The organism is Rhodovulum sp. MB263 (assembly GCF_002073975.1).
In the GTDB taxonomy this organism is placed as follows: domain Bacteria; phylum Pseudomonadota; class Alphaproteobacteria; order Rhodobacterales; family Rhodobacteraceae; genus Rhodovulum.
The window spans coordinates 1,584,281-1,610,167 of sequence record NZ_CP020384.1 but is presented as its reverse complement, the minus strand read 5'-3'; the positions used below and the strand labels follow the sequence as shown (position 1 = coordinate 1,610,167).

Below are 25,887 nucleotides of genomic sequence, written 5' to 3'. Positions count from 1 at the left end.
CATCGGACGCCCTGCGGGCGAACGTTCCAGAGGCGGCCCCAGTCGGGGCCGCTTTCTTTTGGGTATTTGCGCCAGGAAGAAATGCAAAAGGCCGCGCCCGGGATCGGAGCGCGGCCTTTTCTTTCGCTGTCGGCGGACGAGCGCTACTCGTCGATCTCGACGACCATCAGCTCGCGTTCCGAAGCGCCGCGCGCATGGTCGAGCGCGGCCTGGTATTCGGGGCTGTTGTAGCAGGCGACCGCGGCCTCGACCGAGGGGAAGCGGGCGACCACATTGCGCGGACGCTCGCGGCCCTCGAGCTGGACGAAACGGCCGCCGCGGGCGATGAACTGGCCGCCATGGCTGGCGATCGCGGGACCGGCCAGCTCGGCATATCTGCCATAGGCCTCGGCATCGGTCACGGTGACATGGGCGATCCAGAGCGCGGGCATCGGCTCAGGCCCCCAGCACGGCTTCGGCCGCCTTGATCGCGGCTTCGGCATTGGCAGCGTCCTTCGCCCCGCCCTGCGCCATGTCGGGACGGCCGCCGCCGCCCTTGCCGCCAAGCTCGGCCACCGCCGCCCGGACCAGATCGACCGCCGAGACCTTGTCGGTCAGATCCGGCGTGACCCCCGCCGCGACCGCGGCCTTGCCGTCGGCCTCCGCGATCAGCAGGATCGCGCCCGAGCCGAGCCGGGCCTTGTGATCGTCGATGATCGGCGGCAGGTCCTTGCCGGAAATGCCGTGCAACACCTGGGCGAGGAAAGGCACGCCCGCAATATCGCGGGCCTCGGGGGCTGCGCCTGCTGGGCCTGCCAGCGCCAGCTCGCGGCGAAGCTGGGCGACCTCGTGTTCCAGCGCGCGGCGTTCGTCGACCAGGCTGCGGATGCGCGCGACGACATCGGCGGCCGGAGCCTTGACCGCTTCGGCCACCTCGGCGAGGCGGCGTTCCTGCGCGATCAGATGGTCGAGCGCGGCCTGCCCGGTCAGGGCCTCGATGCGGCGGATGCCGGCCGAGGAGGCGCTGTCGCCAAGGACGACGCAAAGCCCGATATCGCCGGTGCGCGTCACATGGGTGCCGCCGCAAAGCTCGATCGACCAGGTCTGGCCGTCATGCCCCTTGCCGCTGGCGGCGCGGCCCATCGAGACCACCCGCACCTCGTCGCCGTATTTCTCGCCAAAGAGCGCCTGGGCACCGATGGCGCGGGCATCGTCGGGCGTCATGATCCGGGTCTCGACCGCCGAGTTCTGACGGATGAAGCCGTTGACCTGACTTTCGACCGCCGCGAGTTCGGCGGGCGCCATCGCCCTGGCATGGCTGAAATCGAAGCGCAGCCGGTCGGGCGCATTCAGCGAGCCCTTCTGGGCGACATGATCGCCCAGCGTCTGGCGCAGCGCCTCGTGCAGCAGGTGGGTGGCCGAGTGATTGGCCCGGATCGCCGAACGGCGGGCGTGATCGACCCTGAGTTCGACCGCGTCGCCCACGGCCAGCGCGGCCTTGGCGGGCGTGACCTTATGGGCAAAGAGCCCGCCCGGCATCTTCTGGGTATCGAGGATCTCGCCCCGGCCCTCGGGCTTGAGATAGGTGCCGGTATCGCCGACCTGACCGCCCGATTCCCCATAGAACGGGGTCTGGTTGACGATCATCCAGCCGGTGGTGCCGGCGGACAGTTCCTTGACCTCGACGCCCTCGGCCACCAGCGCCATCACCTGGCCCTCGGCGGTCTCGGTATCGTAGCCGAGGAATTCGGTCGCGGCGACGCGCTCGGCGATCTCGAACCAGATGGTCGATTCCTTCGTCTCGCCCGATCCGGCCCAGCTGGCACGTGCCTTGGCGCGCTGTTCGGCCATCGCCGCATCGAAGCCCGACACATCGACCTTGCGGCCCTTTTCGCGCAGCGCGTCCTGGGTCAGGTCCAGCGGGAAGCCGTAGGTGTCGTACAGCTTGAACGCCGCCGCGCCGGGCAGATCGCCATCCTCGGGCAGACGGGCCAGTTCCTCGTCGAGCAGCCGCAGGCCGCGGTCCAAGGTCTGGATGAAGCGGGTTTCCTCCAGCTTCAGCGTCTCTTCGATCAGCGCCTGGGCGCGGCGGAGTTCCGGATAGGCCGCGCCCATCTGGGTGACGAGCGCGGGCACCAGCCGGTACATGACCGGGTCCTGGCTGCCCAGAAGATGGGCGTGGCGCATGGCGCGGCGCATGATCCGGCGCAGCACGTAGCCGCGGCCGTCATTCGAGGGCATCACCCCGTCCGCGATCAGGAAGGAGGTCGAGCGCAGGTGATCGGCGATCACCCGGTGATGGACGTTGCCGGGGCCGTCGGGCTCGGTCGAGGTGGCATGCGCCGAGGCCTCGATCAGATCGCGCATCAGGTCGGTATCGTAATTGTCGTGCTTGCCCTGCAGCAGCGCGCCGATCCGTTCGAGCCCCATGCCGGTATCGATCGACTGCGCCGACAGCTCGCGCCGGGTGCCGTCCTCGAACTGCTCGTATTGCATGAAGACGAGGTTCCAGATCTCGATGAACCGGTCGCCATCCTCGTCTGCCGATCCGGGCGGGCCGCCCCAGATGTGATCGCCATGATCGTAGAAGATCTCGGTGCAGGGGCCGCAGGGGCCGGTATCGCCCATCTGCCAGAAATTGTCGCTGGTCGGGATGCGGATGATCTTGTCGTCCGAAAGTCCCGCAACCTTCTTCCAGATCGCGGCCGCCTCGTCATCGGTGTGATAGACCGTGACCAGCAGCCGGTCCTTCGGAATGCCGAAATCGCGGGTCAGGAGTTCCCAGGCAAAGGGGATGGCATCGGACTTGAAATAGTCGCCGAAGCTGAAATTCCCCAGCATCTCGAAGAAGGTATGGTGACGCGCGGTATAGCCGACATTGTCGAGGTCGTTATGCTTGCCGCCCGCGCGCACACATTTCTGCGCGGTGGTGGCGCGGGTATAATCCCGTTTCTCGACCCCGGTGAAGAGGTTCTTGAACTGCACCATGCCCGAATTGGCGAACATGAGCGTGGGATCGTTGCGGGGAACGAGCGGCGAGCTGTCGACCACCTCGTGGCCGTTCCGTTCGAAATAGCTCAGGAAGGTCGAGCGGATTTCGTTCAGCGTGGGCATCGGTCTCAGACCTTTCGGGGGAGTTTTCCGGTTTGCCGTCCGATGTATCGCCGCGGAAGGGGCCTGTCCATGGGTCAGAGAGCAAAGCCCTGCCCGGACAGCGGAACACCCGCCACAAGGGGCGGGTGTTCGAAACGTCCGAAAGAGGGGATCGTCACTCCTCGATCATCTCGTCATTCTCGTCGCCGCTCATGTGGAAGTCGAGCCCGTGTGCGGCGCGGATCTTGTCCTCGATCTGCATCGCGACCTCGGTATTCTCGCGCAGGAAATTCTTGGCATTCTCGCGCCCCTGCCCGATCCGCTCGTCGCCATAGGAATACCAGGAGCCCGACTTGTCGACCACGCCCGCCTTGACGCCGAGATCGAGCAATTCGCCGGTCTTCGAGATGCCTTCTCCATACATTATGTCGAATTCGACCTGCTTGAAGGGCGGCGCGACCTTGTTCTTGACGACCTTGACCTTGGTGGAATTGCCCACCACCTCGTCGCGGTCCTTGATCGAGCCGGTCCGGCGGATGTCGAGCCGGACCGAGGAATAGAATTTCAGCGCATTGCCGCCGGTCGTGGTCTCGGGGCTTCCGAACATCACGCCGATCTTCATCCGGATCTGGTTGATGAAGATCACCATGCATTTCGAGCGGCTGATCGAGCCGGTCAGCTTGCGCATGGCCTGGCTCATCAGCCGGGCATGGACGCCGAGATTGGAATCGCCCATGTCGCCTTCGAGTTCCGCCTTGGGCGTCAGCGCGGCGACGGAATCGACCACCACCATGCTGACCGCGCCCGAACGCACCAGCGTGTCGACGATCTCGAGCGCCTGTTCGCCGGTATCGGGCTGGCTGATCAGAAGCTCGTCGAGATTGACGCCCAGCTTCTTGGCATAGATCGGATCGAGCGCATGCTCGGCATCGACAAAGGCGCAGACGCCGCCCTTTTTCTGCTCTTCGGCCACGCAATGCAGCGTCAGCGTGGTCTTGCCGGAGCTTTCGGGCCCATAGATCTCGATGATCCGGCCCTTGGGCAGACCGCCGATCCCCAGCGCGATGTCGAGCCCTAGCGAGCCGGTCGAGGTCGACTCGATCTCCTGCACCGGGTTGTCGGCCCCCAGCCGCATGATCGAGCCCTTGCCGAACTGCCGTTCGATCTGTGCCAGCGCCGAGTCGAGCGCCTTCTGCTTGTCCGAAGCTTTCTTGTCTGCCATGTCCAGGAGGTTCGCCGTCGCCATGTTTGGTCCCTTATTCCACACCCGGAAGCGGGCGGCAATCGCTGCTGTTGTTCGCCGATTGTTCTCACCCATATGAGACCAAAAAGCGAACATTTCAAGTTAAATTGTTCCCGTTCTCAGGATCGGCCGAAACGGTTAAGGAAGTGTTCACGACCGCGAAAATCGTCCCGGACGATGGCCGAAAGGCTTATGCGTCACTCGAAAATCCCAGCACAAGACGCTGACTTGAAAGGTCTATTCCCATCCCCACCCAGGCTTCTTCCGCCCGGCCGATCGGCGGACAGGCGGGCAAAGGCGCGTCCGGCTAGGACACCTCCTCCGGCAACCTGCCGCCATCGCGCGAGATCTCGGCATCGCCCGCTTTGGCGGCGTCGCGCAGCTGGCGCTGGACCGTGGCGGTCAGATCGGCCAGAGAGAACGGCTTGGGCAAATAGACCGAATTGGGAATCCGTGCCTTGATTTCGCCGAAACTGTCCTCGGCATAGCCCGAGACGAAAATCACCCTCGTCCCGGGACGGGCCTTCAGCGCCTTGCTGACCCAGCCCGGACCGTCGAGCCCCGGCATCACCACATCGGTCACGAAGACATCGACCTTGAGATCGGGATCGGCCAGCGTCTCGAGCGCCTGTTCGCCGCTTTCGGCCTCGAGCACGGTATGGCCGCGCATCCGCATCGCGCGGGCCGCGAAGGAGCGGACCGGCGCCTCGTCCTCGACCAGCAGCACCACCGCAGAGCCCGGCATGTCCTCGACCGCCCCGCCGCCTTCCGTCAGGGGCGCCGCCGGGCCGACCTTGCCGCTATGGGCGGGCAGGTAGACCGAAAAGCAGCTGCCCTGCCCGACCGTGCTGTCGACGAAGACGAAACCGCCGGTTTGCTTGACGATGCCGTAGACGGTCGAGAGGCCTAGCCCGGTCCCTTCGCCGAGGCGCTTGGTGGTGTAGAAGGGCTCGAAGATCTTGGCCAGACGGTCGGGCGGGATGCCCTGACCCTCGTCGCGCACGCGGATCATCGCATAGGGGCCGGGCGGAACCACGGCACGGTCGCGCTGCAATTCGGTGGCAAGCTTCACCGCCTCGGTCTCCAGCCGGATCTCGCCGCCCTCGGGCATCGCGTCGCGGGCATTGACGACGAGGTTCATCACAACCTGTTCCAGCTGGCGCTTGTCGGCGCGGATCGGCGGCAGCGCCTCGGCATGCCGCATCCTCAGGCGCACCTTCTCGCCCACCAGCCGGTCGAGCAGATGGGCCAGCTCGCCCATCGTGTCGCGCAGATCCAGCACCTCGGGGCTCAGCGTCTGCTTGCGCGAGAAGGCCAGAAGCTGGCCCACCAGGCTCGCCGCGCGATTGGCGTTCTGGTGGATCTGCACCAGATCGCCGTAATCGGGATCGCCCGCATCATGACGCAGCATCAGCAGGTCGCAATGGCCCGAAATCGCGGTCAGCAGGTTGTTGAAGTCATGCGCCACCCCACCCGCAAGCTGGCCGATCGCCTGCATCTTCTGGCTTTGCGTGAACTGCGCCTCAAGCGTCTTCATCTCGGTCACGTCATGCAGCACCGCGACCAGCGCGCCCTCAGCCATCCGCGCCAGCGCCACCTGCACGAAGAGCTCGCGATCGTCGCGTGCGACCCGCAGCACCTCGGCCGTGTTCGGAGCCCGGCCCTGCGCGGCATCGGCCAGCCAGTCGCTGACCGGACGGCCAAGCCCCTCGAGCCGGTCGCAGAGGTTCAGAGCCTCGTCCGGCGTGCCCCCCAAGAGCCGCACCGCCCGGGCATTGGACAGCCGCACCGTGCCATCGGCATCGAGCTGCAGAAGCGCCACCGGCAAGGCATCGAGAAAGCCCTCGGGCGCCTCGGCGACGCGGGCCTCCGAGCGGCGCGGCAGGATATAGAATTCACGCCCGCCATCGGCCATGCGCAGTTGCAGCAGGCGGCGCCGGCTCGGGCCTTCCGGGGTCTCGACCACCACCTCGTCGGTCTCTTCCGAGGCCCCGGCCAGAAGCGCCGCGACCGCCTCGTGGCTCTGGCCCACCAGCCCGCGGGCGGCGGCATTGATCGCCGAAAGCCGCCCCGCCGGATCGAGCCGCACCATCGGCAACGCGATCTCGACCCCATCGGTCGCACTGGCATCAAAGCGCCACAGGAACAGGCCCGAGCCCGCCCGCTCGACCCCGACCTGCAACGGCCCGGAGGCCAGAGAGCGCCGGGCCGAGGCGGGCAGCCCCCTGGCGGCGGCCGCGATCAGATCGCCGACCGCACGCCGGGGATCGGCAAACAGGGCCTGCAGCGCATCGGACACCGGCTGGCCGCGCACCGCCGCGACCCGGCGCTGTGCCTCGGGACTGGCGATCAGAACCCGCCCCTCGGCATCGGTGACCAGCGTGGCGCCGGGCGCGCTGGCGCAAAGCCGCCTCAGCCTGTCGGAGGGAATATCCGAGACCGGGCGCCCCAGGATCCGCAACAGCGCGGCCAGGCAGCACAGGGTGAGGCCCGTCGTCAGCAGCGGCGCGAAAAACAAGGGCCAGGGCGAGGTCCAGGCCGCGCCCGATAGCAGGATGCCAAGGGCCAGCGCCGCCCAGGCCCGATCGGCATAGGCCGCGGCCGAGCGACGGACAGATAGCAGAACAGGCATGAGACGCGGCAAGAGAACCTCCCGGCAGGACGATTTCGCCCACTCTTTCTCCACAGGTGTTAACCCGTGGTTAACAGAGCCGCCCAACCCCGGAGGATGGCAGATCTTCGCCGCCGCTCAGCCCGGGCGCTGCATGACTGCGGCATAGAACCCGTCGCCACCATCAAGCGGCGTCAGCCGGCGTTCGGAGACAAGCCTCCAGCCCTGAAAGGCGGCAAGAAAGCGGCCGATCTGGGAAGCATTCTCGGCGGCAAGCAGCGAACAGGTCGCATAGCCCAGATACCCCCCCGGGGCCACCAACCCGGCCGCACGATCAAGAATCCCGGCCTGAAGCGCGGTCAGCCGGTCCAGATCGGCAGGCGTGGTCCGCCATTTGGCCTCCGGGCTCCGGCGCCAGGCGCCGCTGCCCGAACAGGGCACATCGCAAAGCACCAGATCGAAGGGCGCCGCCCCTTTCAGCGCGGCCGCGTCGAGACAGTGCACCGCAACCCCGGCCCGTTCGGCCCGGGCGGGCAGATCGCGCATCCGCTGCGGCGCCGCATCATGGGCCAAATGCCGGGCGCCCCCGCGCGCGGCCATGGCCAGCGTCTTGCCGCCGCCGCCCGCGCAATAATCGAGCACCCTTGCGCCTTCGCCGAGCGGCATCATGTCGGCCACCGCCTGCGAGGCGGCATCCTGCAATTCGACCAGCCCGTCTGCGAAAGCGCGCGACAGATGCACCCGGCGTGCGCCCGCCACCACTTCCAGCGCGGTGGGCGAAAGCGGATGGGGCCGGGTCTCGATCCCCTCCCCGGCCAGCCGCGCCATGGCCGCCGCGGCATCGCTCCGGCGCGCATTGACCCGCAGAAAGACCGGGGCGCGCTGCCGGAGCCGCTCCATCACCGCCCGGAAATCGGGGCCGAGGCTCTCTCGCAGCAGCCCTTCCAGTGCCTCGGGGCAATCGCAGGCGACCGGCTCGGGCAGATCGGCAAGCGCAGGCCCGGGCGCAAGTTCCTCGGTGCCGAGCGGCGCCGGGGCATGGCCCGCACCGGTGAAGACAGTTCCGGGATCGGTGCCCGCGGCGCGCAGCATCCCCAGCATCAGCCCGCGTCCGGTCGCGGCCCCGCCCAGCGCCGCGAAGGACCGCAGGCAGCGGATCGCATCGAAGACATGATCGCGGATCGCGGCGCGGTCCTTCGATCCGGCAAAGCGGTTCTGCCGCGCCCAGGTGGTCAGGAGCTTCTCGGCCGGCGCGCCGCCGCGCCAGGCATCGAGCAGCTCGGCCGCCGCCGCGATCCGCGCCGCGGGCGTCATCGCAGCCCCCGCCGACCCCGGACAGGCATGCGCCTGCCGCCCCCGGCCTCCGCCTCGCGCCTTGTCATCCCTGGCTCCTTCGCGCCGTTTTCGCCCCGTTCTTGTCTGGCTGCACCCTTTCCGGGCCTGCCGCCTGTCCGCCTTCTGGCAGCCGCCTTCGGCGCTGGCAAGCCACCGCCGCCGCCAGAGGACTTTCCATCCGCGCAAGGACGTGGTTTTCTGGCGGCCGTGACAGGGGCGTCCGGAGCGATCCGGGCTGAGAAGCACCCTTAGAACCTGAACCAGATCATGCTGGCGGAGGAAGTCGCGTGCCGCGTCCCGACGGGACCGATGCGCCCGTCCGCCACCCAAGGAGGACCGCGATGCCCGCCCCCGCAGACCACTCAGGCCACCCGATTCGAACGCCGGCAGAACATCTGGCCGCGATGCAGGCACGCGCGCCCCTGGTGCAGTGCATCACCAATTTCGTCGCCATGAACGTCGCCGCGAACGTGCTGCTGGCGGCAGGCGCCTCGCCGGCGATGCTGCATGCGGTCGAGGAGACCGGCGAGTTCACCCCGCTGGCGCAGGCGCTCTCGATCAATATCGGCACGCCCTCGCCCGGCTGGGCGACGGGGATGCGGGCCGCGGCAAGTGCCGCGCGGGCGGCGGGGCTGCCCTGGGTGCTCGACCCCGTCGCGGTCGGCGCCACCGCCTACCGGCAGGCGCTCTGCGGCGATCTCATGGCCTTCGAGCCGACGGTGATCCGGGGCAATGCCTCCGAGATCCTGGCGCTGGCCGGGGTCGAGGCACGCGGCCGGGGTGCCGACAGCGCCGACAGCGTCGAGGCGGCCGAGGCCGCGGCGCGCGCGCTCGCCGAACGGAGCTGGGCGGTGGTCGCGGTCACCGGGCCGGTCGATTACGTCACCGATGGCACCCGCGCCTGGCGCATCGCCAACGGCCATCCGCTGATGCCCAAGGTCACCGCGCTCGGCTGTTCGCTGACGGCCTTGGTCGCGGCCTTCCTCGCGGGCGGCGGCGACCGGGCCGGGGCCACCGTCGCGGCGCTGGCCTGTTTCGGGCTGGCGGGCGAACAGGCGGCCAGGGGCGCGTCCGGGCCGGGCAGCTTCGCAGTTGCGCTGATCGACGCGCTTCATGCGATGACGCCCGAGACGCTCGAGCGCGGCGCCCGGGTGAGCGCGGCATGACCCGCGACAGGCTTCCGGTCTATTTCGTGACCCCCGACGGCGCCTCGGCCGACCTGGTTCTGGCCGCGGTCCGGGGCGGCGCGACCATGGTACAGCTGCGCGACAAGCAGGCCGGGGACGAGGCGCTGATCGCGCTGGCGCGCGCGCTGAAACCCGAACTGGCCCGGCGCGGCGTTCCGCTGATCGTGAATGACCGGCTCGACGTGGTGCTGGCCTCGGGCGCGGACGGGCTCCATGTCGGCCAGTCCGATGGCAACCCGCTGGCGCTGCGCCGGGCGCTGGGGCCGGGGCGGCTTCTGGGCCTGTCGGTCGAAGCCATGGAACAGCTCGGGGCGATACCTGCGGGCGTCGTCGATTATCTCGGCGTCGGGCCGGTGCGGGCAACCGCCACCAAACCCGATCACGCGGCCCCGCTTGGCTTCGGCGGGCTGGCGCGGATCGCGGCGGCGAGCCCCCTGCCCTGCGTTGCCATCGGCGGCGTCGGCGCCACCGATGCGCGCGCGCTCAAGGCGGCCGGCGCGGCCGGCATGGCCGTCGTCTCGGCGATCTCGGCCGCCCCCGATCCCGAGGATGCCGCCCGTGCGCTGGCCGGTGCCTGGAGAGCGGCATGAGCGCTAGCGGGGCCATTCCGGGGATGGCAGAGCCCTTCCCCCGGCATCCGGGGGGCGCAACCGGTCCGAGGCAAAGCGGGGTCGGCCTGCCGAGGGGCTGAGCGTCGCCCCGGCCACGCCTTTGCCGCAAGGCGCCGTGGCGCCGCTGGCTCAGTCGAAACGGCGGCGCAGCGCAGAGCCCCCGGCCGGCCAGTCGCCCGCCGCCACCACGGCGCCATCGACGAAGGCAGCATAGCTTCGGCCCGCCTGATAGCGCAGCGCTCCCAGCTCGGGCAGCAGATCTTCGGTGCGGTCGGCCGAGAGAAAACCGATCAGCCGCCCTTGGGCATCGCGCTCGACCCAGGCACGGGCGCGACCGGCATCCATGCTCCAGGGGGCGGGCGCGGAAAGATGCGCGCGCCGCCAGGCCGCCACATCGGCACCCGAGCCGATCACGACCAGCACCGGCGCGGCCCCGGCCGCCGCCTCATCGACCAGCGGCGGTGCGCCCTGCAGAAGCCGCGCCCCAAGCGCCGTCGCCACCTCCGCAGCCCCCTCGCCCAGCGCCAGCAGCGCGGGTTCGGAACCGGCGAAGAGATCGCCCAGCATCGGCGGCACCTCGCCCGGCGCCAGCGCCCGCGCCAGCTCGAAATCGGGATCGACCGCGACCGAACGCGGCCGTGCCCCCAGCGCCAGCGTGACCTCGACCCGGCCGTCCTCGAGCGTCACCAGATGGCGCTCGGTCCCGGCCTCGGTCTCGACCATCACCGGCACGCGCAGCCGATAGGCGGGCGCGGACTGGCCCAGCACCAGATGCAGTGCGCGTTCTTCCGGTTCGACCGCCTCGATCCGCAGCGCGGGCAGACCGCTCCGGGTCAGCCACTGATCGAAGAACCAGCGCAGCTCGCGCCCGCTCGCCGCCTCGAAACCGGCGCGCAGATCGTGCCAGGCCGCCACCCGGTCGCGCCGTTCGGCATAGAAGCGGCGCAGCCCCGCCTGCCAGTCCTCCTCTCCGAGCTCGGCCCGGAGCATGTGAAACAGGAAGGCCGCCTTGCCATAGCCGACCGCCTGACGCGCGCCATGCGCGGCGGCGCGGAACTCGGTCAGCGGCCGGTCTTCGGCGGCGGGCAGCATCGCGAGATCGCGCAGCCAGCCCAGCCGCATCTCGCGCGCCTCTGCAGCCCCTGCCTCCTCGGCCAGCGCGTAATCGGCCATGTAGGTGGTCAGCCCCTCGCTCCAGTTGCCGCGCCGGTAATCGACCGCGACCGCATTGCCCCACCAGGAATGCAGCACCTCATGCGCAAGCGAGCGGCCCCGCATGTAGCCATGGCCGAGGATCGCCTGGCTGACATAGGTCATCCCCGGCAGCCCGAGCCCCACCGGGATCGGCGCCGAAACCACCGAGAAGCCGTCATAGGGATAGGGGCCGATCGCGGCAGAATAGCGGTCGATATAGGCTGCGGAAGCCGCGATATAGGCCGGCGAGAAGGCCGCATCGCGCGGCTCGAAATAGGTGCGCAGCCGCAGCCCGCGATGCATCGCCTCGTTCACCGCATAGCGCCCCGCGAAGACCCCGAGATCGCCGGCCCGCCCGGTGAAGACGAAATCGGCGCGACGGCCATCGGGATGCGCCGTCTCGGCGGAAAGCGTGCCGGTCGCGGCCGGGCGCCAGCCCGTGGGCACATCGAGGCTCAGCTCGAACCGCACGCGGGGCGCCGCATCGACCGGCAGCCAGCCCGAGCCCATGAGATAACTGGCCGTCTCCCCGCGCGCCGCGGCCTCGATCCCGGGCGACAGCTCCGGCAAGGTGCCGCTCAGCCGGACCGTCACCGGACGCCCCATATGCCGCGCCGCCCGGATCACCCCCGAGGCGGGCAGCGGGCTCGGCTCGCCGCCGATCCGAAGCGTCTCGATGTTCAGCCAGTCCTGCCGCGGCAATGCCACATCGCCCTGCGGCGCGGGCAGCAGCGCCTCGAGCGTCATCGCACCGCTGGCCGGATCGAGGCTCAGCCGCACCGTCTCCGCGCCCAGCATCTCGCCATCCGGCCCGGCCAGTGCGGGGGTCCCGGACGGCCCGCTCAGCGCGGCGAGGACCGGCAGAGCGGCCAGGACAAGGGGGCGAAGACGCATCGGACAACCTCCGGACAGGGACATGCGGAAAAGACGTTAGGGCCGGTTCGGTCGCAGGGCCAGCGGATTGCGCGCCCGCCGCAGCCGGACCGCCATTCGCCCCGACCCGCAGAAACCGGGCAGGTTTCCGCACTTGCGGGCATTTCCGGAACATACGCCCAGCCATGACATCCAGACCGGAGATATGACCCTTTTCATTCGGGGTTATCGCCTTCAGCGGAGAATTTTGTTCTACTGCAGCGAAATCTTCAGGGAGTGCCCGATGCAGTTCTTCCCCATCTTCCTGCGCAGCGAGGGCGCGCGGATCGTGGTTTCCGGCGGCGGCGAGACCGCTTTGGCCAAGCTGCGGCTGCTGCTCAAGACCCGTGCCCGGATCGCGGTGCATGCGCCCGAGATCGACCCCGCCATCGCCGAATGGCAGGCCGAGGGCCGCCTCGACTGGATCGCACGGCCCGTCGCGGCGGCCGATATCGAGGGCGCGCGGCTGGTCTATGCCGCGACCGACGACGCGGCCGAGGATGCCCGCGTGGCCGGCCTCGCGCAGGCGGCGGGCGTGCTGTTCAACATCGTCGACAATCGCGAGGACAGCGCCTTCATCACCCCGGCCATGGTCGACCGCGACCCGGTGGTGGTGGCCATCGGCACCGAGGGCGCGGCCCCGGTTCTGGCCCGCAAGATCAAGGCCGGTCTCGAGGCCTCGCTTCCGGCCGCTCTCGGCGCCCGCGTGCGCGCCGCCGAGGCCTTCCGCCCCGAGGCCGAGATCCTGCCGAAGGGCCGGGCCCGCCGCGGTTTCTGGGCGGCGGTGTTCGAGGGCGCGCTTGACGGCGGAACGCCCGAGCCGCTCGGGCAGCTGCTCGAAGCCCACAAGGCCGCCCGCCCGGCTGCGGGCGAGGTGCTGTTCGTCGGCGCCGGTCCGGGCGATCCGGACGATATGACCCTGCGCGCGCGCCGGGCGCTCGACCGCGCCGATGTGGTGATCCACGACCGGCTGGTCCCCGCGCCGATCCTGGAGCTTGCCCGCCGCGAGGCGAGGATCGTCGAGGCCGGCAAGACCGGCTTCGGCCCCTCGACACCGCAGGAGACCATCAACGGGCTGATCGTCGATCATGCCGCAGAGGGCCTCGTGGTGGTGCGGCTGAAGGCGGGCGATCCGTCGGTCTTCGGCCGGCTCGACGAGGAGATCGAGGCCTGCGAGGCTGCGGGCATCGCCTGGTCGGTGGTGCCGGGACTGACCGCCGCCTCGGCGGCTGCCGCGAGCCTCGGGCAAAGCCTGACCCGGCGCGGCCGGAATTCCGAGCTGAGGGTGCTGACCGGGCATGACGTGAAGGGGCTCGCCGATCACGACTGGGCCGCGCTGGCCCGGCCCGGCGCGGTGGCCGCGATCTACATGGGCAAGCGCGCCGCCCGCTTCCTTCAGGGGCGGCTGATGATGCATGGCGCCGAGGCCGCGACCCCGGTCAGCGTGGTCGAGAATGCCGGCCGCCCCGGCGAACGCATCCTGGCCGCGACGCTGGGCACGCTGGCGACCGAGATCGCCTCGGCCGGGCTGACCGGCCCCGCCGTCATCCTGCTGGGCCTCGCGCCGCGCGCGGCCGCCAGGTCGCTTCCCCTCCTTCAGGAGGCCACCCTGTGAAACGCCGCTTCCATCCCAGCGTCGTCACCGCCAACGACCTGTTCGAGGGCCATCCGGTCTGGCGCACCGCCGAGGGCCGCTGGTCGGCCACGATCCGCGAAGCCGAGGTGCTGAACACCCCCGAGGCCGCCGAGGCCCGCCTCGCCGAGGCCGCAGCCGAGGCCGGTCAGGTCGTCGGCCCCTATCTGGCCGAGGTCGCGACCACACCCCGCGGCCCCGCGCCACTGCATTTCCGCGAGGTTTTCCGCGTCCGCGGCCCCGCGCGCCCCCAGCCTGACAGCCACGACCAGCGCCCCGGAGACTGACCATGTACGCCTATTCCGATTTCGACGAGAGTTTCGTGCGCGACCGCGTGCGCCAGTTCCGCGACCAGGTCGCGCGCCGGATCGACGGCCGCCTGACCGAGGACGAGTTCAAGCCGCTCCGGCTGATGAACGGGCTTTATCTGCAGCTTCACGCCTACATGCTGCGCGTGGCCATTCCCTATGGCACGCTCGATGCGCGCCAGATGCGCCAGCTTGCGGCGATCTCGGAACGCTGGGACCGCGGCTATGGCCATTTCACCACCCGCCAGAACATCCAGTTCAACTGGCCCAAGCTCGGCGACGTGCCCGACATGCTCGACGCGCTGGCCGATGTCGGCATGCATGCGATCCAGACCTCGGGCAATTGCGTGCGCAACGTCACCTCGGATCATTTCGCGGGGGCTGCCGCCGACGAGATCGCCGATCCGCGCCCCTATGCCGAGCTGTTGCGGCAATGGTCGAGCGACCATCCCGAGTTCCAGTACCTGCCGCGCAAGTTCAAGATCGCGATCACCGGCGCCACCGCCGACCGCGCCGTGACGCGTGCCCATGATATCGGGCTGCGCGTCGTGGCACGCGACGGCGCCGTGGGCTTTCAGGTCAGCGTCGGCGGCGGGCTCGGCCGCACGCCGATGATCGGCCGCATCATCCGCGACTTCCTGCCCGAGGCCGATCTGGTGCCTTATGTCGAGGCGGTGCTGGGCGTCTACAACCAGCTCGGCCGGCGCGACAACAAATACAAGGCCCGGATCAAGATCGCGGTCCACGAGATGGGGCTCGACACCATCCGCGATCTGGTCGAGGCACGCTTTGCCGAGACCCGGTCCGAATTTCCCGGCGCCGAAGCCGCCCTGGCCGAAATCCGCGCGGCCTTCCGCGCGCCCGGGTTCCGCGCGGGCGGTACCGCGATCCCGTCGGGCAGCCCCGCCTTCCGGGCCTGGGCCGACACCAACCTTGCCGCCCACCGGCGCGGGGATCATGCCATCGTCACCGTCTCGCTGAAGACGCCGGGCCAGCAGCCGGGCGATGCCAGCGCCGATCAGATGCGGGTCATCGCCGATCTGGCCGAGACCTATGGCTATGACGAGATCCGGATCAGCCACCGCCAGAACGTGATCCTGCCCCATGTCCGCAAGGACGACCTGCCGGCGGTCTTCGAGGCGCTGGCGGCGGCGGGGCTGGCGGCGGCCAATGCCGGGCTGATCTCGGACATCATCGCCTGCCCCGGCATGGATTACTGCGCCCTGGCCACGGCCCGCTCGATCCCGGTCGCGCAGGAGATCGCGGTTCTCTTCGAGACTCTCGATCTGGCCCATGAGGTCGGCCCGCTCCGGCTGAACGTCTCGGGCTGCATCAATGCCTGCGGCCATCACCATGTCGCCGATATCGGCATTCTCGGGCTCGAACGCGCGGGCGCCGAGACCTATCAGATCACGCTGGGGGGCGATCCGACGGAGCGGATCGCCATCGGCGAGCGCACCGGTCCGGGCTTTGCCGCGGACGAGATCGTGGGCGCGGTGGAACGTATCGTGATGGCCTATCTGGAGCGGCGTGAAAGCCGGGACGAGACCTTTGCAGACGCCTATCGGCGGCTGGGGCTCGCCCCCTTCCAGGAGGCGCTTTATACCGAGGGGAGCAAGGAAGATGCGGCCTGAGACCGGGTTCGAACGGGGGCAACCGCAACTTGCGGCGCTGAACCGCCATCTGGACGGCGCGACGCCGCAACAGGTGCTGGCCGAGATGGCCGAAAGATATGCCGGCCGGCTGGCACTGGTCTCGTCCTTCGGGGCGGAATCGGTCGTGCTTCTGCATATGGTGGCCGAGCTCGATCCCGGCCTGCCGGTGCTGTTTCTGGAAACCGAGATGCTGTTCCCCGAGACGCTGGCCTATCAGCGTGAGGTCGCGGAGGCGCTGGGGCTGACCGGGGTGCGCGCCCTGCGGCCCGACGCCGAGGCGCTCGAGCTGCACGACCCGGCCGGCGATCTGCATCGCAGCGATCCCGATCTCTGCTGCCATCTGCGCAAGACCGAGCCGCTGGAACGCGCGCTGGCGGGCTTCGGCGCCTGGATCACCGGGCGCAAGCGCCACCAGACCCGCGAACGCCAGGCGATGCATGTCTGCGAGACCGACGAGGCCGGACGGGTCAAGATCAACCCGCTCCATGCCTGGGGCCGCGAGGATGTGGCCGCCTATATGGCGCGTCACGACCTGCCCCGGCATCCGCTGGTCTCGCGCGGCTATCCCTCGATCGGCTGCGCGCCCTGCACCAGCCGCGTCGCCCCGGGCGAGGACCCGCGCGCGGGCCGCTGGCGCGGTCAGGACAAGCAGGAATGCGGCATTCACCTGGTCAACGGCCGCTTCGTGCGGATGGGGGCGGAGGACGTGGCATGAGCACGGCAATTCTCGTCACCGATGCGGGCTTTACACCCACGGATCCCGCAGAGCACTGGCTGCCCCCGGCCGATCTCGACAGCAGCCCGGAGCTGTGCGATCCGGTCCGGGTCGTCCTGACCCCGGAAGCCGATCCGGACCTTCTGGGGCCGCATCTCGCGCGAATCGTGGCGATCCGGATCGTCTTTCCGGCGGTTGCGGACGGGCGCGGCTTCACCCTCGCACGCAGGCTGCGGCGGATGGGCTTTGCCGGGCGGCTGCGTGCCGCCGGGCAGCTCATCCCCGAGCAATATCCTATGGCGCGGGCCTGCGGCTTCGACGAGGTCGAGATCGATGCCGACCGCGCCCTTCGCCAGCCCGAAGCCGACTGGCAGAAGGCCGCCGGACGGCAGGGCTATCTGGCGCGGCTCCGGCGCGCCTCGGCGGCGTAACCCGCGCGGAGGGATGCCGCAGGAGGTTCCTGCGAGAGGTTTCTGCGGCGGGCTCCATGTCTGCCGCAGCTCGCCACGGCAGAGATGACGGGCTCAGGGCTGGCGCAGCACCGCGGAAAGCGGGGCCAGCACGGCATCGGCGGGCCCCGACAACAGCGCCCAAGCATATACCGCCGCCACGGTCTCGGCACGGCTGTGCCCGACCATCACCGCATGTCCGTTCTGACGCGCCTCGGAGACCGCGCGGTCGAGCATATGCTGGATGGTCTCGGCCGTCTGTCCCGCATCGTCGAATGTCCGGAAGCCGACGGTCTCATGCAGTCCGGCCCGCTCTGCCGCGCGCAGAACATCGTTCAGGCCCTGTTCGGGAGTGACGAGCCCATGGCCGCTTTTCGCGAGCACATCCAGCACCGGCCCCGACAGATCGCGATCGTCCCGCCCCCCGCCCGGTCCGGGGTCGAGCATGGCGATGCTGCCACCGATGCGGTCGAGCGCCGCGCCGACACGGGCGGCGGCGGCCCCGGGTGCCAGATCCGCAAGCCCGCTCCCCAGCACCGCCACCTCATAGCCCGCGGCGCGATAGGTCTCCATCGCCGCTTCGGCATCGGGCGCGGCGGCGTCGATAACGAAGGTCACCGGAAAGGGAAAACTCAGAAGCGTCTGGCGGTCGAGCCCCTCCGCACCGACATCGATCAGGACCAGCGACAAGAGCGGCGACCCGGGCGGGGCCTTGAAAGGCACGGCATTGCGCGCCAGCGCTCCTGGCGCCGCAGGGCTTGCCGCATCCGGCCCGGACACCGCCGCACCCTCTGCGAGCGCCGGCGGCGGCGCCTCCGAAGCCGCCGCGCGTTCCGGGATGGCCGGGCCGTCGGGCTCCGGCGGCGGCAGAACCTCGGGCAGCACCTCAGGCAGAACCGCGGGCGCCCCGGCTGCAGCCTCAGGCTCGGTGGCAAGCTCGGCGGCAGGCTCCGTCACAGGCCCGGTCTCGGGGGCCGTCTCGGTAGCCGTCTCAGGGGCGAAGCCAGCCTCGGGAATTATCTCGGGGACCATCTCGGGGACGGATTCGGGTTCGGACTTGGGCGCGGTGTCGGGACCGGCCTCGGCGCCAGTCTCCGGGTCGAGGGCAGTCTCAGGGCCAGTCTCCGCGCCGGGCTCTGGGCCAGCGGCAGGGCCAGACTCCGGAACTGTATCGGGCACCGGACCGGCGGAGGCCGCCGGCATCTCCGGCACGGGCGGCGTTTCGTGCAGGGTTTCGGGGGCCTCAGGCTCGGGAACGGCCGCAGGAACAGCGACGGCATCCGGCGCGGAGGGGCCGCGCATGGAGCGGGCGGCAGGCCGCGGCTCCTCGGCCGCAGGCGCCGCGGCCCCGCCCAGATCGAGCGCCGCATCCGAGCCCATCGGCGGGGCCATCGTCTCGGGCATTGCCGAAACCGGCGCCGGCGCGGCGGCGGGCTCGGTATCGGGCAAGGGCGCCTCGGTCACGGCGACCGGCGCGGGCGCGCCCCTCACCGGGGCCTCGTCCGGCAGCTCTTGTTCGGGCGGCAGGGTCTCGGCCTCGGGCCGGGGCCGGTTGAATGCCGAACCCGGCGGCAGGTCGATATCGGTGGCGGGCCCGGCTTCGGGCGCGGCCGAGATCCCGGGACGCGAGGCCGGAGCCGCGACCCGGTCCGGGGCGCTGTCGGGTTCGGGCGCGGCCGGCGCCGCACGCTCGGGCCCCGCCGGGAAGCGCGGCGCCGGGGTCTCGCCCAGCGTCTCGCCCGGCGCTTCCCCCGACGGCTCGGTGCCGGGCGGCGTCACCACCGCCAAGGCGGCCAGCGCCAGACCGCTGGTCGCGGCCCCCCAGAGAAAGCCACCGAAAAACCCCCTGCCCATGCCTCTTACCTCCGACTTCCCGGCGGCCTGCCCGCGCCGCCCTGTCCGATGCGGGACCCTTTGCCCCGCCGCCGCCCCTTGACCGGGGCGCGTCGCTCTGGGCATGTATAGCCCGACCCGCGACCCGGTTCATCCCCTTTCGCGAAGGCGCTGACCATGCTGCTCTTGATCGACAATTACGACAGTTTCACCTATAATCTCGTGCACTATCTGGGCGAGCTCGGCGCCGAGACCAGGGTCGTGCGCAACGACAGGCTGAACGTCCAGGAGGCGATGGCGCTTCGGCCCTCGGCGATCCTGTTGTCGCCCGGCCCCTGCGATCCGGCCCAGGCCGGGATCTGCCTGCCCCTGACCCGCGCCGCGGCCGAGACCGGCACGCCGCTGATGGGCGTCTGCCTGGGGCATCAGACCATCGGCGAGGCCTTCGGCGGGAAGGTCGTGCGTGCCTCCGAGATCGTGCATGGCAAGATGGGCCGCATCGAACATGACGGCTCGGGCGTGTTTTCCGGGCTGCCCTCGCCCTTCGGGGCGACACGGTATCATTCGCTGATCGTCGAGCGCGCCAGCCTGCCCGACTGCCTGATCGCCAATGCCTGGCTGGAAGACGGAACGATCATGGGGCTGCGCCATCGCGAGCTACCGATCCACGGGGTGCAGTTCCACCCCGAAAGCATCGCCTCGGAACACGGTCACGCCCTTCTCAGGACGTTCCTCGACAGCATGAAGGTACCCGCATGAGCGACAGCCTGAAACCTCTGATCGGCCTTGCCGCCGAGCGCCCGCTGACCCGGGAAGAGGCCGAGATCGCCTTCCAGGCGCTGTTCGAGGGCGAGGCGACGCCCAGCCAGATCGGCGGCCTGCTGATGGCACTGCGCACCCGCGGCGAGACCGTCGACGAATATGCCGCCGCGGCCAAGGTCATGCGCTCGAAATGCCGCAAGGTGCGCGCGCCTGCGGACGCCATCGACATCGTCGGCACCGGCGGCGACGGCAAGGGCACGCTGAACATCTCGACCGCGACCGCCTTCGTGGTAGCCGGCGCGGGCGTGCCGGTCGCCAAGCACGGCAACCGCAACCTGTCGTCGAAATCGGGTGCGGCGGATGCCATGTCCCATATGGGCATCAACGTGATGGTCGGCGCCGATGTGGTCGAGAAGGCGCTGAAGGAGGTCGGCATCGGTTTCATGATGGCGCCCATGCACCATCCGGCCATGGCCCATGTCGGGCCGACCCGGGCCGAGCTGGGCACCCGGACGATCTTCAACATCCTCGGCCCGCTGACCAACCCCGCCGGGGTCACGCGCCAGCTGACCGGCGCCTTCTCGAAGGAACTGCTGCGGCCGATGGCCGAGACGCTCGACCGGCTGGGCAGCGAGGTCGCCTGGCTGGTGCATGGCGGCGACGGCACCGACGAGCTCTCGATTGCCGGCATCAGCCATGTCGCGATGCTGGAAGAGGGCACCATCACCGAGCGCGAGCTCCATCCCGAAGAGGCGGGCCTGCCGGTCCATCCCTTCGAGGCCATCATCGGCGGCACCCCCGAACACAATGCCCGCGCCTTCGCGGCCTTGCTCGACGGCGAGCCCTCGGCCTATCGCGACGCGGTGCTGCTGAACGCAGCCGCCGCGCTGGTGGTGGCAGGGCGCGTCACCACGCTGGCCGAGGGGGTCGAGCAGGCCCGCGCCAGCATCGACAGCGGCGCAGCCCGGGCCAAGGTCGAGGGCCTCGCCCAGATCAGTTCGGAGAAAGCGGTATGACCGAGACGATCCTGGACCGCATCAAGGCCTACAAGCTGGAGGAAGTCGCCGCCGACAAGGCCGCGCGGCCGCTCTCCGAGATCGAGGCGGCGGCCCGCGCCGCGCCGCCCGTGCGCGGCTTTGCCGAGGCACTGCACCGCGCCGCGCTGACAGGCTACGGGCTGATCGCCGAAATCAAGAAGGCCAGCCCGTCGAAGGGTCTGATCCGCCCCGATTTCGACCCGCCCGCGCTGGCCCATGCCTATGAGGCGGGCGGCGCAACCTGCCTGTCGGTGCTGACCGACACCCCCTCCTTCCAGGGCGACAAGGCCTATCTCACCGAGGCCCGCGCCGCGGTGAAGCTGCCGGTCCTGCGCAAGGATTTTCTGTACGACACCTATCAGGTGGCCGAGGCGCGCGCGCTGGGCGCCGACTGCATCCTGATCATCATGGCCAGCGTCTCGGACGCCCAGGCCGCCGAGCTCGAGGAGGCGGCGACTTCCTGGGGGATGAATGCGCTGATCGAGGTGCATGATGCCACCGAGCTCGATCGCGCCGCCCGGCTGAAATCGCCGCTGATCGGCATCAACAACCGCAACCTCAAGACCTTCGAGACCAGCCTCGAGACCACAAGGCAACTGGCCAAAAGGGTGCCCGAGGGCAGCCAGATCGTCAGCGAATCCGGGCTCAACACCCCGGCCGATCTGGCGCAGATGGCGATGTACGGGGTCCGCAGCTTCCTGATCGGCGAAAGCCTGATGCGCCAGGACGATGTCGCCGCCGCGACCCGCTCGCTGCTGGCCAACCCGGCGATGGGCGCGCATTGATGGCCGAGCTGACCCATTTCGACGCCGAAGGCCGGGCGCATATGGTCGATGTGTCCGAGAAGCCCGAAACCGCGCGGCTGGCCGTCGCGACCGGCTGGGTCCGGATGAGCCCCGAGACGCTCGCGCTTGTGGTCGCGGGCACCGCGAGGAAGGGCGACGTGATCGGCGTCGCGCGGCTGGCGGGCATCATGGGGGCCAAGAGGACATCCGACCTGATCCCGCTTTGCCATCCGCTGCCGATAACCCGGGTCGCGGTCGATCTGACCCCCGATGACAGCCTGCCGGGGCTGCGGATCGAGGCCACGGTCAAGACCGCCGGGCGCACCGGGGTCGAGATGGAGGCGCTGACCGCGGTCTCGACCGCCGCGCTGACGGTCTATGACATGCTCAAGGCCGCCGGGAAGGGCATGGAGATCGGCGGCATCCGGCTGAAGCTGAAAGAAGGCGGCAAGTCGGGCCGCTACGAGGCCGCCGAATGATTTCGGTCGAAGAGGCGCTTGGCCATGTCTTCGACCTTATAGAGGCGCTGCCGGTCGAGGAGGTCCCGCTGGCCGAGGCCGCGGGCCGGGTGCTGGCCCGTCCGGTCGCCGCGCGCCGCAGCCAGCCGCCCTTCGCGGCCTCGGCGATGGACGGCTACGCAATCCGCGAGGAAGACGCGCGCCCGGGCGCAGAGCTGCGGGTCGAGGGCGAGGCCGCGGCCGGGTCTGGCTGGACCGGCAGCGTGGCGCCGGGCCAGGCGGTGCGGATCTTCACCGGCGCCCCCCTGCCCGAGGGCGCCGACCGCGTCGTCATCCAGGAGGATGTGAGCCGCGCGGGCGACCGCATCGTCCTGGGCGCGGGCTTCGATCACGGCACCAATATCCGCGCGGCGGGCGGCGATTTCCGCGAGGGCGAGCTTCTGTCCGCGCCGCGCCGACTGGGGCCCGCCGATCTGGCGCTGGCCGCCGCGATGAACCTGCCCGCCCTGCCCGTCCACCGCCGCCCCGAGGTTGCGCTGGTCGCGACCGGCGACGAGCTGGTGATGCCGGGCGAGACCCCGGGACCGGACCAGATCGTGGCCGCGAACGGCTTCGGGCTGAAGGCGCTGATCGAGGCCGAGGGCGGCATCGCCCGGCTCTTGCCGATCGCCCGCGACAGCGAGGCCTCGCTGCGCAGCGTCTTCGCGCTGGCCGAGGGGGCCGATCTGGTGGTGACCATCGGCGGCGCCTCGGTCGGCGATCACGACATCGTCGGCAAGGTCGCGGCCGATCTCGGGATGGCGCCCTCGTTCTACAAGGTGGCGATGCGCCCCGGAAAGCCGGTGATGGCCGGCCGTCTCGGCGCGGCTGCGATGATCGGGCTGCCCGGCAACCCGGTCTCGGCCATGGTCTGCGGCCATATCTTCCTGCGCCCCGCGCTGCGCGCCTTCCAGGGACTGCCCAAGGCGCCGCTGCCCATTGCCCGCGCGCCGCTCGCCGCCCGTGTCGAGTCCAATGGCCCGCGCACCCATTACCTGCGGGCCCGGATGACACCGGATGGCCTTCTGCCCTTCGAGCGGCAGGACAGCGCGCTTCTGTCGGTGCTGGCCGAGGCCGATGCGCTTCTGATCCGTCCGGCGGGCGACGGTCCGCAGCCCGCGGGCGCCCTGGCAGAGTACTTAACGTTGCGGTAACTAAAGCTTGACACAAAACGTGAACATGTGTAGAACAGGATGGAACGCGATCCTGTGGGGGGATGGACATGTTGACTCGAAAGCAACTTGATCTTCTTGAATTCATTCATAAAAGGATGCAGCGTGACGGCGTTCCTCCGTCCTTCGACGAGATGAAGGAGGCCCTGGACCTGCGCTCGAAATCGGGCATCCACCGGCTGATCACGGCGCTGGAGGAACGCGGGTTCATCCGTCGTCTGGCCCATCGCGCCCGCGCCATCGAGATCGTCAAGCTGCCCGAAGCGCTGGAGGCCAGGGGCTTCCGCCCGGTCGTCATCGAGGGCGATCGCCCCGAGACGCCTCCGCCGGCGGCGGCAATGGATGTGACGCCTGTTGATGCGCTGGAACTGCCGGTGATGGGCCGGATTGCGGCCGGCACGCCGATCGAGGCCATCTCGGAGGTCTCGCATACGGTCGCGGTGCCCGGCTCGATGCTGTCGGGGCGGGCACGGCATTACGCGCTCGAGGTCAAGGGCGACTCGATGATCGAGGCCGGGATCAACGATGGCGACGTGGTGGTCATTCGCGAACAGAACACCGCCGAGAATGGCGAGATCGTGGTGGCGCTGGTCGAGGGGTTCGAGGCCACGCTGAAACGCTTTCGTCGCAAGGGCGAGATGATCGCGCTCGAGGCGGCAAACCCGGCCTATGAGACCCGGATCCTGCGCTCGGACCAGGTCAAGGTGCAGGGCCGTCTGGTCGGTCTGATCCGAACCTACTGAGCCCAGAGCCTGTCGCCCGCCCGCGCGCGGGCAGTGACAATGCGCGGGCCATCCGCACCGGGGAAAAGCGCGAGCGCCCCGGTCCGGGCAAGCGCCGCGCGCTCGAAGATCCGGCATCCCGCAGGCGGATCGTCGACATATTGCGGCACCACCACCCAGCCTTGCGCACAGGCCGACGCGATCCGGTCGACCCAGCCGCGCCCGGTGATCAACGTCACCCGCTGTCCCGCCACCACCGCCTCTTGCGCGCCGCGCGCGCCCGTCAGCCCCGGCCGGGCGAAGGCCCCGGCCTGATCGGCGCCATCGCCGTCATTCTCGAGCCAGCTCAGCGCCACGAAGCCCTCGCCCGAGGGTTTCGACAGCGCCCGCCCCTCGGGGCCCATCGCGCCCATCAGCCCTCCGCTGTCGGCAATCAGCAGTGCGGGGCGCTCGACCGCCGACCAGAGCGCGAAAGCCGCGAGGATCGGCACCAGCCCCAGCGCCCGGGCGCGGCCCGTCCAGAGCATGACAAAAAGCGCCCCGACCGCGATCAGCGGCAGCACGGCCGGCCCCGGCGCGGGCACGGGCCAGACTGCGCCGTCAAGCCCCGCCACGCGCTCGGCCACCCAGAGGATCCAGGCGATGCCCCAGCGCATCGGCTCGAGCCCCAGCACCGCCAGCCCGAAGGGCGCGAGACAGGCGGCGGCGACCGCGGCGGGCATCACCAGAAGCCCCATCAGCGGCACCGAGGCCAGATTGGCGATCAGCCCGAATTGCGAGACCTGGTTGAAATGCGCGGCCCCGAAGGGTGCGGTCGCGGCCCCCGCCACCGCCGAGGAGATCACCACCGCCAGCGCGCCTTGCGCCCAGCGGGGCGGGCGCCAGCGGTCGGCGGGGCGGTCGCGCAGCGCGGCAAAGACCGCGATCAGCGCCGTCGTCGCGGCAAAGGACATCTGGAAGCCCGCCTGGGTCAGGCTTTCGGGGGTCAGGACCAGCACGATCAGCGCGGCCAGCGCCACGGCGCGCAACGTCAGCGCCCGGCGGTCGGCCATCACCGCGCCAAGCACGACCGCGACCATGATGAAGGCACGCTCGGTCGCGACATTGCCGCCCGACAGCGCAAGATAGACCGCCCCGGCCGCCAGCGCCCCTGCCGCCGCGATCTTCTTCGTCGGCAGCCGCAGCGCCAGCCGCGGCCAGAGCGCCAGCGCGAAGCGCAGCGCGGTGAAGACCACCCCGGTCAGCAGCCCCATATGCAGCCCCGAGATCGCCAGCAGATGCGCGAGGTTCGAATCGCGCAGCGCCTGGATCGTGTCGCGCGACATGGCCGAGCGGTCGCCGGTCAGGATCGCGGCGGCAAAGGCGCCCTGATCGCCCGGGAGGCGCGCCCGGAGCGCCCCGGACAGCGCCATCCGCATCCGGTGCACCAGAAGCGTCGCACCGCCTTCGGGCGCGCTCAGCGTCACCGCCGGGCTGTTGGCATACCCCACCGCGCCGATCTTCTGGAACCAGGCATGGCGGCGGAAATCGAAACCGCCGGGCTCGGCCGGCGCGCTTGGCGGCGACAGATGCGCCATCATCGCGATCCGGGCACCGGGCGGCGGCGCCATGACACCGCCCTCGCCATGCAGCGCCACGCGCAGCCGGTGCGGCGTCTCCCCGGGGGGGACGCGCTCGATCCAGACCCGGTCGAGCGTGATCCGCGGCGCATCCGAAATCGAGCGGTCAAGCACCAGCACCCGGCCCTCGAGCGCGCCATAGACGCGGTGATCGAGCTTGGGTGCCGCGACCAGATGGGCACGCGCGCCGGCAAGCGCAGTGCCTCCGGCCACCAGAGCCAGCGCGATCAGGACCGGCGCCCAGAGCTCCGGCACCCGCCGCGCGGCAACAGCCAGTCCCGCCGCCGCCCCGGCACAGGCCCAGAGTGCCCAGACCGCCGGTTCCGTGGCCTGCGCGAAATAGAGGCCGATGCCCAGCGACAGGAAGACCGGCGTCCAGGGGAAGAGATGGCCGCGCCGGGCCTCGACCGCTGTCAGCAGCGCCGACATCGCCCGGGCCGGCATCCGCGCCAGCCGCGCCGGTCGCCGAAGCGTGACCGGCCCCGTCAGCAGCAGCCCCACCGCTTGTCCTCTCCGCAGCGATCTCCTAGACAGG

General features: G+C 70.3%; 21 protein-coding genes and 1 riboswitch. Of the genes, 13 read left to right on the top strand and 8 right to left on the bottom strand.

Annotation, left to right across the window (positions count from 1 at the left end; all coding sequences use genetic code 11):
- Positions 1-143: 143 nt before the first annotated feature.
- From B5V46_RS07605 to B5V46_RS07585, 5 genes are all read right to left on the bottom strand, one after another.
- Positions 144-431 (bottom strand): DUF1330 domain-containing protein, encoded by a 288-nt coding sequence (locus B5V46_RS07605; protein WP_080616041.1) that lies wholly within the window; start codon positions 429-431, stop codon positions 144-146.
- A gap of 4 nt (positions 432-435) precedes the next feature.
- Positions 436-3,093, bottom strand: a complete 2,658-nt coding sequence (alaS, locus tag B5V46_RS07600) for an alanine--tRNA ligase (RefSeq protein WP_080616040.1) — start codon at positions 3,091-3,093, stop codon at positions 436-438.
- A gap of 154 nt (positions 3,094-3,247) precedes the next feature.
- Positions 3,248-4,318, bottom strand: coding sequence for a recombinase RecA (recA, locus tag B5V46_RS07595; protein WP_080616039.1), 1,071 nt, complete (start codon positions 4,316-4,318; stop codon positions 3,248-3,250).
- A gap of 304 nt (positions 4,319-4,622) precedes the next feature.
- Entirely contained in the window at positions 4,623-6,947 is a 2,325-nt protein-coding gene (locus tag B5V46_RS07590; RefSeq protein WP_080616038.1) for an ATP-binding protein, read from the bottom strand.
- A 117-nt stretch (positions 6,948-7,064) separates the two neighbouring features.
- Positions 7,065-8,240 carry an RsmB/NOP family class I SAM-dependent RNA methyltransferase gene (locus B5V46_RS07585; protein ID WP_080616037.1) on the bottom strand — a complete coding sequence of 392 codons (1,176 nt, stop codon included), beginning with the start codon at positions 8,238-8,240 and terminating at the stop codon, positions 7,065-7,067.
- Positions 8,241-8,463: 223 nt separating this feature from the next.
- Positions 8,464-8,560: riboswitch (TPP riboswitch) on the top strand.
- A 42-nt stretch (positions 8,561-8,602) separates the two neighbouring features.
- Here B5V46_RS07585 and thiM point away from each other — a divergent pair.
- Both thiM and thiE read left to right on the top strand, forming a co-directional pair.
- The gene (gene thiM / locus B5V46_RS07580; protein WP_080616036.1) at positions 8,603-9,427 is read left to right on the top strand and encodes a hydroxyethylthiazole kinase; all 825 of its coding nucleotides are present in this window, start codon (positions 8,603-8,605) and stop codon (positions 9,425-9,427) included.
- Positions 9,424-10,038 (top strand): thiamine phosphate synthase, encoded by a 615-nt coding sequence (gene thiE / locus B5V46_RS07575; RefSeq protein WP_080616035.1) that lies wholly within the window; start codon positions 9,424-9,426, stop codon positions 10,036-10,038. The genes thiM and thiE overlap by 4 nt, the downstream gene beginning before the upstream one ends.
- 150 nt (positions 10,039-10,188) lie before the next feature.
- Here thiE and B5V46_RS07570 read toward each other — a convergent pair whose 3' ends face one another.
- Positions 10,189-12,147, bottom strand: coding sequence for a M1 family metallopeptidase (locus tag B5V46_RS07570; RefSeq protein WP_080616034.1), 1,959 nt, complete (start codon positions 12,145-12,147; stop codon positions 10,189-10,191).
- A gap of 262 nt (positions 12,148-12,409) precedes the next feature.
- Here B5V46_RS07570 and cysG point away from each other — a divergent pair, with 262 nt between their 5' ends.
- The 5 genes from cysG to B5V46_RS07545 are packed head-to-tail and all read left to right on the top strand — an operon-like array spanning position 12,410 to position 16,907.
- Entirely contained in the window at positions 12,410-13,780 is a 1,371-nt protein-coding gene (gene cysG / locus B5V46_RS07565) for a siroheme synthase CysG (protein ID WP_080616033.1), read from the top strand.
- A complete protein-coding gene (locus tag B5V46_RS07560) occupies positions 13,777-14,085 on the top strand; it encodes a DUF2849 domain-containing protein (protein ID WP_080616032.1) in 309 nt (102 codons plus the stop codon). Before cysG ends, B5V46_RS07560 begins: the two co-directional genes overlap by 4 nt.
- A gap of 2 nt (positions 14,086-14,087) precedes the next feature.
- The gene (locus tag B5V46_RS07555) at positions 14,088-15,740 is read left to right on the top strand and encodes a nitrite/sulfite reductase (protein ID WP_080616031.1); all 1,653 of its coding nucleotides are present in this window, start codon (positions 14,088-14,090) and stop codon (positions 15,738-15,740) included.
- Positions 15,730-16,476 carry a phosphoadenylyl-sulfate reductase gene (locus B5V46_RS07550; RefSeq protein ID WP_080616030.1) on the top strand — a complete coding sequence of 249 codons (747 nt, stop codon included), beginning with the start codon at positions 15,730-15,732 and terminating at the stop codon, positions 16,474-16,476. Before B5V46_RS07555 ends, B5V46_RS07550 begins: the two co-directional genes overlap by 11 nt.
- Positions 16,473-16,907, top strand: a complete 435-nt coding sequence (locus tag B5V46_RS07545; protein WP_080616029.1) for a DUF934 domain-containing protein — start codon at positions 16,473-16,475, stop codon at positions 16,905-16,907. The genes B5V46_RS07550 and B5V46_RS07545 overlap by 4 nt, the downstream gene beginning before the upstream one ends.
- A gap of 93 nt (positions 16,908-17,000) precedes the next feature.
- Here B5V46_RS07545 and B5V46_RS07540 read toward each other — a convergent pair whose 3' ends face one another.
- Positions 17,001-18,779, bottom strand: a complete 1,779-nt coding sequence (locus B5V46_RS07540) for a divergent polysaccharide deacetylase family protein (RefSeq protein ID WP_080616028.1) — start codon at positions 18,777-18,779, stop codon at positions 17,001-17,003.
- Positions 18,780-18,935: 156 nt separating this feature from the next.
- Here B5V46_RS07540 and B5V46_RS07535 point away from each other — a divergent pair, with 156 nt between their 5' ends.
- The 6 genes from B5V46_RS07535 (at position 18,936) to lexA (ending at position 23,754) form a co-directional block, all read left to right on the top strand.
- Positions 18,936-19,517, top strand: coding sequence for an aminodeoxychorismate/anthranilate synthase component II (locus B5V46_RS07535; protein WP_080616027.1), 582 nt, complete (start codon positions 18,936-18,938; stop codon positions 19,515-19,517).
- On the top strand, positions 19,514-20,536 hold the full coding sequence (gene trpD, locus B5V46_RS07530) for an anthranilate phosphoribosyltransferase (protein ID WP_080616026.1): 1,023 nt from the start codon (positions 19,514-19,516) through the stop codon (positions 20,534-20,536). Before B5V46_RS07535 ends, trpD begins: the two co-directional genes overlap by 4 nt.
- Positions 20,533-21,342, top strand: a complete 810-nt coding sequence (trpC, locus tag B5V46_RS07525; protein WP_080616025.1) for an indole-3-glycerol phosphate synthase TrpC — start codon at positions 20,533-20,535, stop codon at positions 21,340-21,342. Before trpD ends, trpC begins: the two co-directional genes overlap by 4 nt.
- Positions 21,342-21,821, top strand: a complete 480-nt coding sequence (moaC, locus tag B5V46_RS07520) for a cyclic pyranopterin monophosphate synthase MoaC (protein WP_080616024.1) — start codon at positions 21,342-21,344, stop codon at positions 21,819-21,821. Before trpC ends, moaC begins: the two co-directional genes overlap by 1 nt.
- Entirely contained in the window at positions 21,818-22,993 is a 1,176-nt protein-coding gene (glp, locus tag B5V46_RS07515) for a gephyrin-like molybdotransferase Glp (RefSeq protein WP_080616023.1), read from the top strand. The genes moaC and glp overlap by 4 nt, the downstream gene beginning before the upstream one ends.
- A 68-nt stretch (positions 22,994-23,061) precedes the next feature.
- Positions 23,062-23,754, top strand: coding sequence for a transcriptional repressor LexA (gene lexA / locus B5V46_RS07510; RefSeq protein WP_080617984.1), 693 nt, complete (start codon positions 23,062-23,064; stop codon positions 23,752-23,754).
- Here lexA and B5V46_RS07505 read toward each other — a convergent pair.
- On the bottom strand, positions 23,748-25,853 hold the full coding sequence (locus B5V46_RS07505; protein WP_369822823.1) for a ComEC/Rec2 family competence protein: 2,106 nt from the start codon (positions 25,851-25,853) through the stop codon (positions 23,748-23,750). The genes lexA and B5V46_RS07505 overlap by 7 nt on opposite strands.
- Positions 25,854-25,887: the final 34 nt, after the last annotated feature.

What these genes read in the sequence shown, in the direction of transcription:
- thiM (WP_080616036.1), top strand. Translation starts at nt 8,603, where the DNA reads ATGCCCGCCCCCGCAGACCACTCAGGCCACCCGATTCGAACGCCGGCA.
- trpD (WP_080616026.1), top strand. Translation starts at nt 19,514, where the DNA reads ATGAGCGACAGCCTGAAACCTCTGATCGGCCTTGCCGCCGAGCGCCCG.
- trpC (WP_080616025.1), top strand. Translation starts at nt 20,533, where the DNA reads ATGACCGAGACGATCCTGGACCGCATCAAGGCCTACAAGCTGGAGGAA.
- B5V46_RS07590 (WP_080616038.1), bottom strand. Translation starts at nt 6,947, where the DNA reads ATGCCTGTTCTGCTATCTGTCCGTCGCTCGGCCGCGGCCTATGCCGAT.
- B5V46_RS07540 (WP_080616028.1), bottom strand. Translation starts at nt 18,779, where the DNA reads ATGGGCAGGGGGTTTTTCGGTGGCTTTCTCTGGGGGGCCGCGACCAGC.
- B5V46_RS07535 (WP_080616027.1), top strand. Translation starts at nt 18,936, where the DNA reads ATGCTGCTCTTGATCGACAATTACGACAGTTTCACCTATAATCTCGTG.
- alaS (WP_080616040.1), bottom strand. Translation starts at nt 3,093, where the DNA reads ATGCCCACGCTGAACGAAATCCGCTCGACCTTCCTGAGCTATTTCGAA.
- B5V46_RS07605 (WP_080616041.1), bottom strand. Translation starts at nt 431, where the DNA reads ATGCCCGCGCTCTGGATCGCCCATGTCACCGTGACCGATGCCGAGGCC.
- B5V46_RS07555 (WP_080616031.1), top strand. Translation starts at nt 14,088, where the DNA reads ATGTACGCCTATTCCGATTTCGACGAGAGTTTCGTGCGCGACCGCGTG.
- recA (WP_080616039.1), bottom strand. Translation starts at nt 4,318, where the DNA reads ATGGCGACGGCGAACCTCCTGGACATGGCAGACAAGAAAGCTTCGGAC.
- lexA (WP_080617984.1), top strand. Translation starts at nt 23,062, where the DNA reads ATGTTGACTCGAAAGCAACTTGATCTTCTTGAATTCATTCATAAAAGG.
- glp (WP_080616023.1), top strand. Translation starts at nt 21,818, where the DNA reads ATGATTTCGGTCGAAGAGGCGCTTGGCCATGTCTTCGACCTTATAGAG.
- B5V46_RS07570 (WP_080616034.1), bottom strand. Translation starts at nt 12,147, where the DNA reads ATGCGTCTTCGCCCCCTTGTCCTGGCCGCTCTGCCGGTCCTCGCCGCG.
- moaC (WP_080616024.1), top strand. Translation starts at nt 21,342, where the DNA reads ATGGCCGAGCTGACCCATTTCGACGCCGAAGGCCGGGCGCATATGGTC.
- thiE (WP_080616035.1), top strand. Translation starts at nt 9,424, where the DNA reads ATGACCCGCGACAGGCTTCCGGTCTATTTCGTGACCCCCGACGGCGCC.
- B5V46_RS07545 (WP_080616029.1), top strand. Translation starts at nt 16,473, where the DNA reads ATGAGCACGGCAATTCTCGTCACCGATGCGGGCTTTACACCCACGGAT.
- B5V46_RS07550 (WP_080616030.1), top strand. Translation starts at nt 15,730, where the DNA reads ATGCGGCCTGAGACCGGGTTCGAACGGGGGCAACCGCAACTTGCGGCG.
- cysG (WP_080616033.1), top strand. Translation starts at nt 12,410, where the DNA reads ATGCAGTTCTTCCCCATCTTCCTGCGCAGCGAGGGCGCGCGGATCGTG.
- B5V46_RS07585 (WP_080616037.1), bottom strand. Translation starts at nt 8,240, where the DNA reads ATGACGCCCGCGGCGCGGATCGCGGCGGCGGCCGAGCTGCTCGATGCC.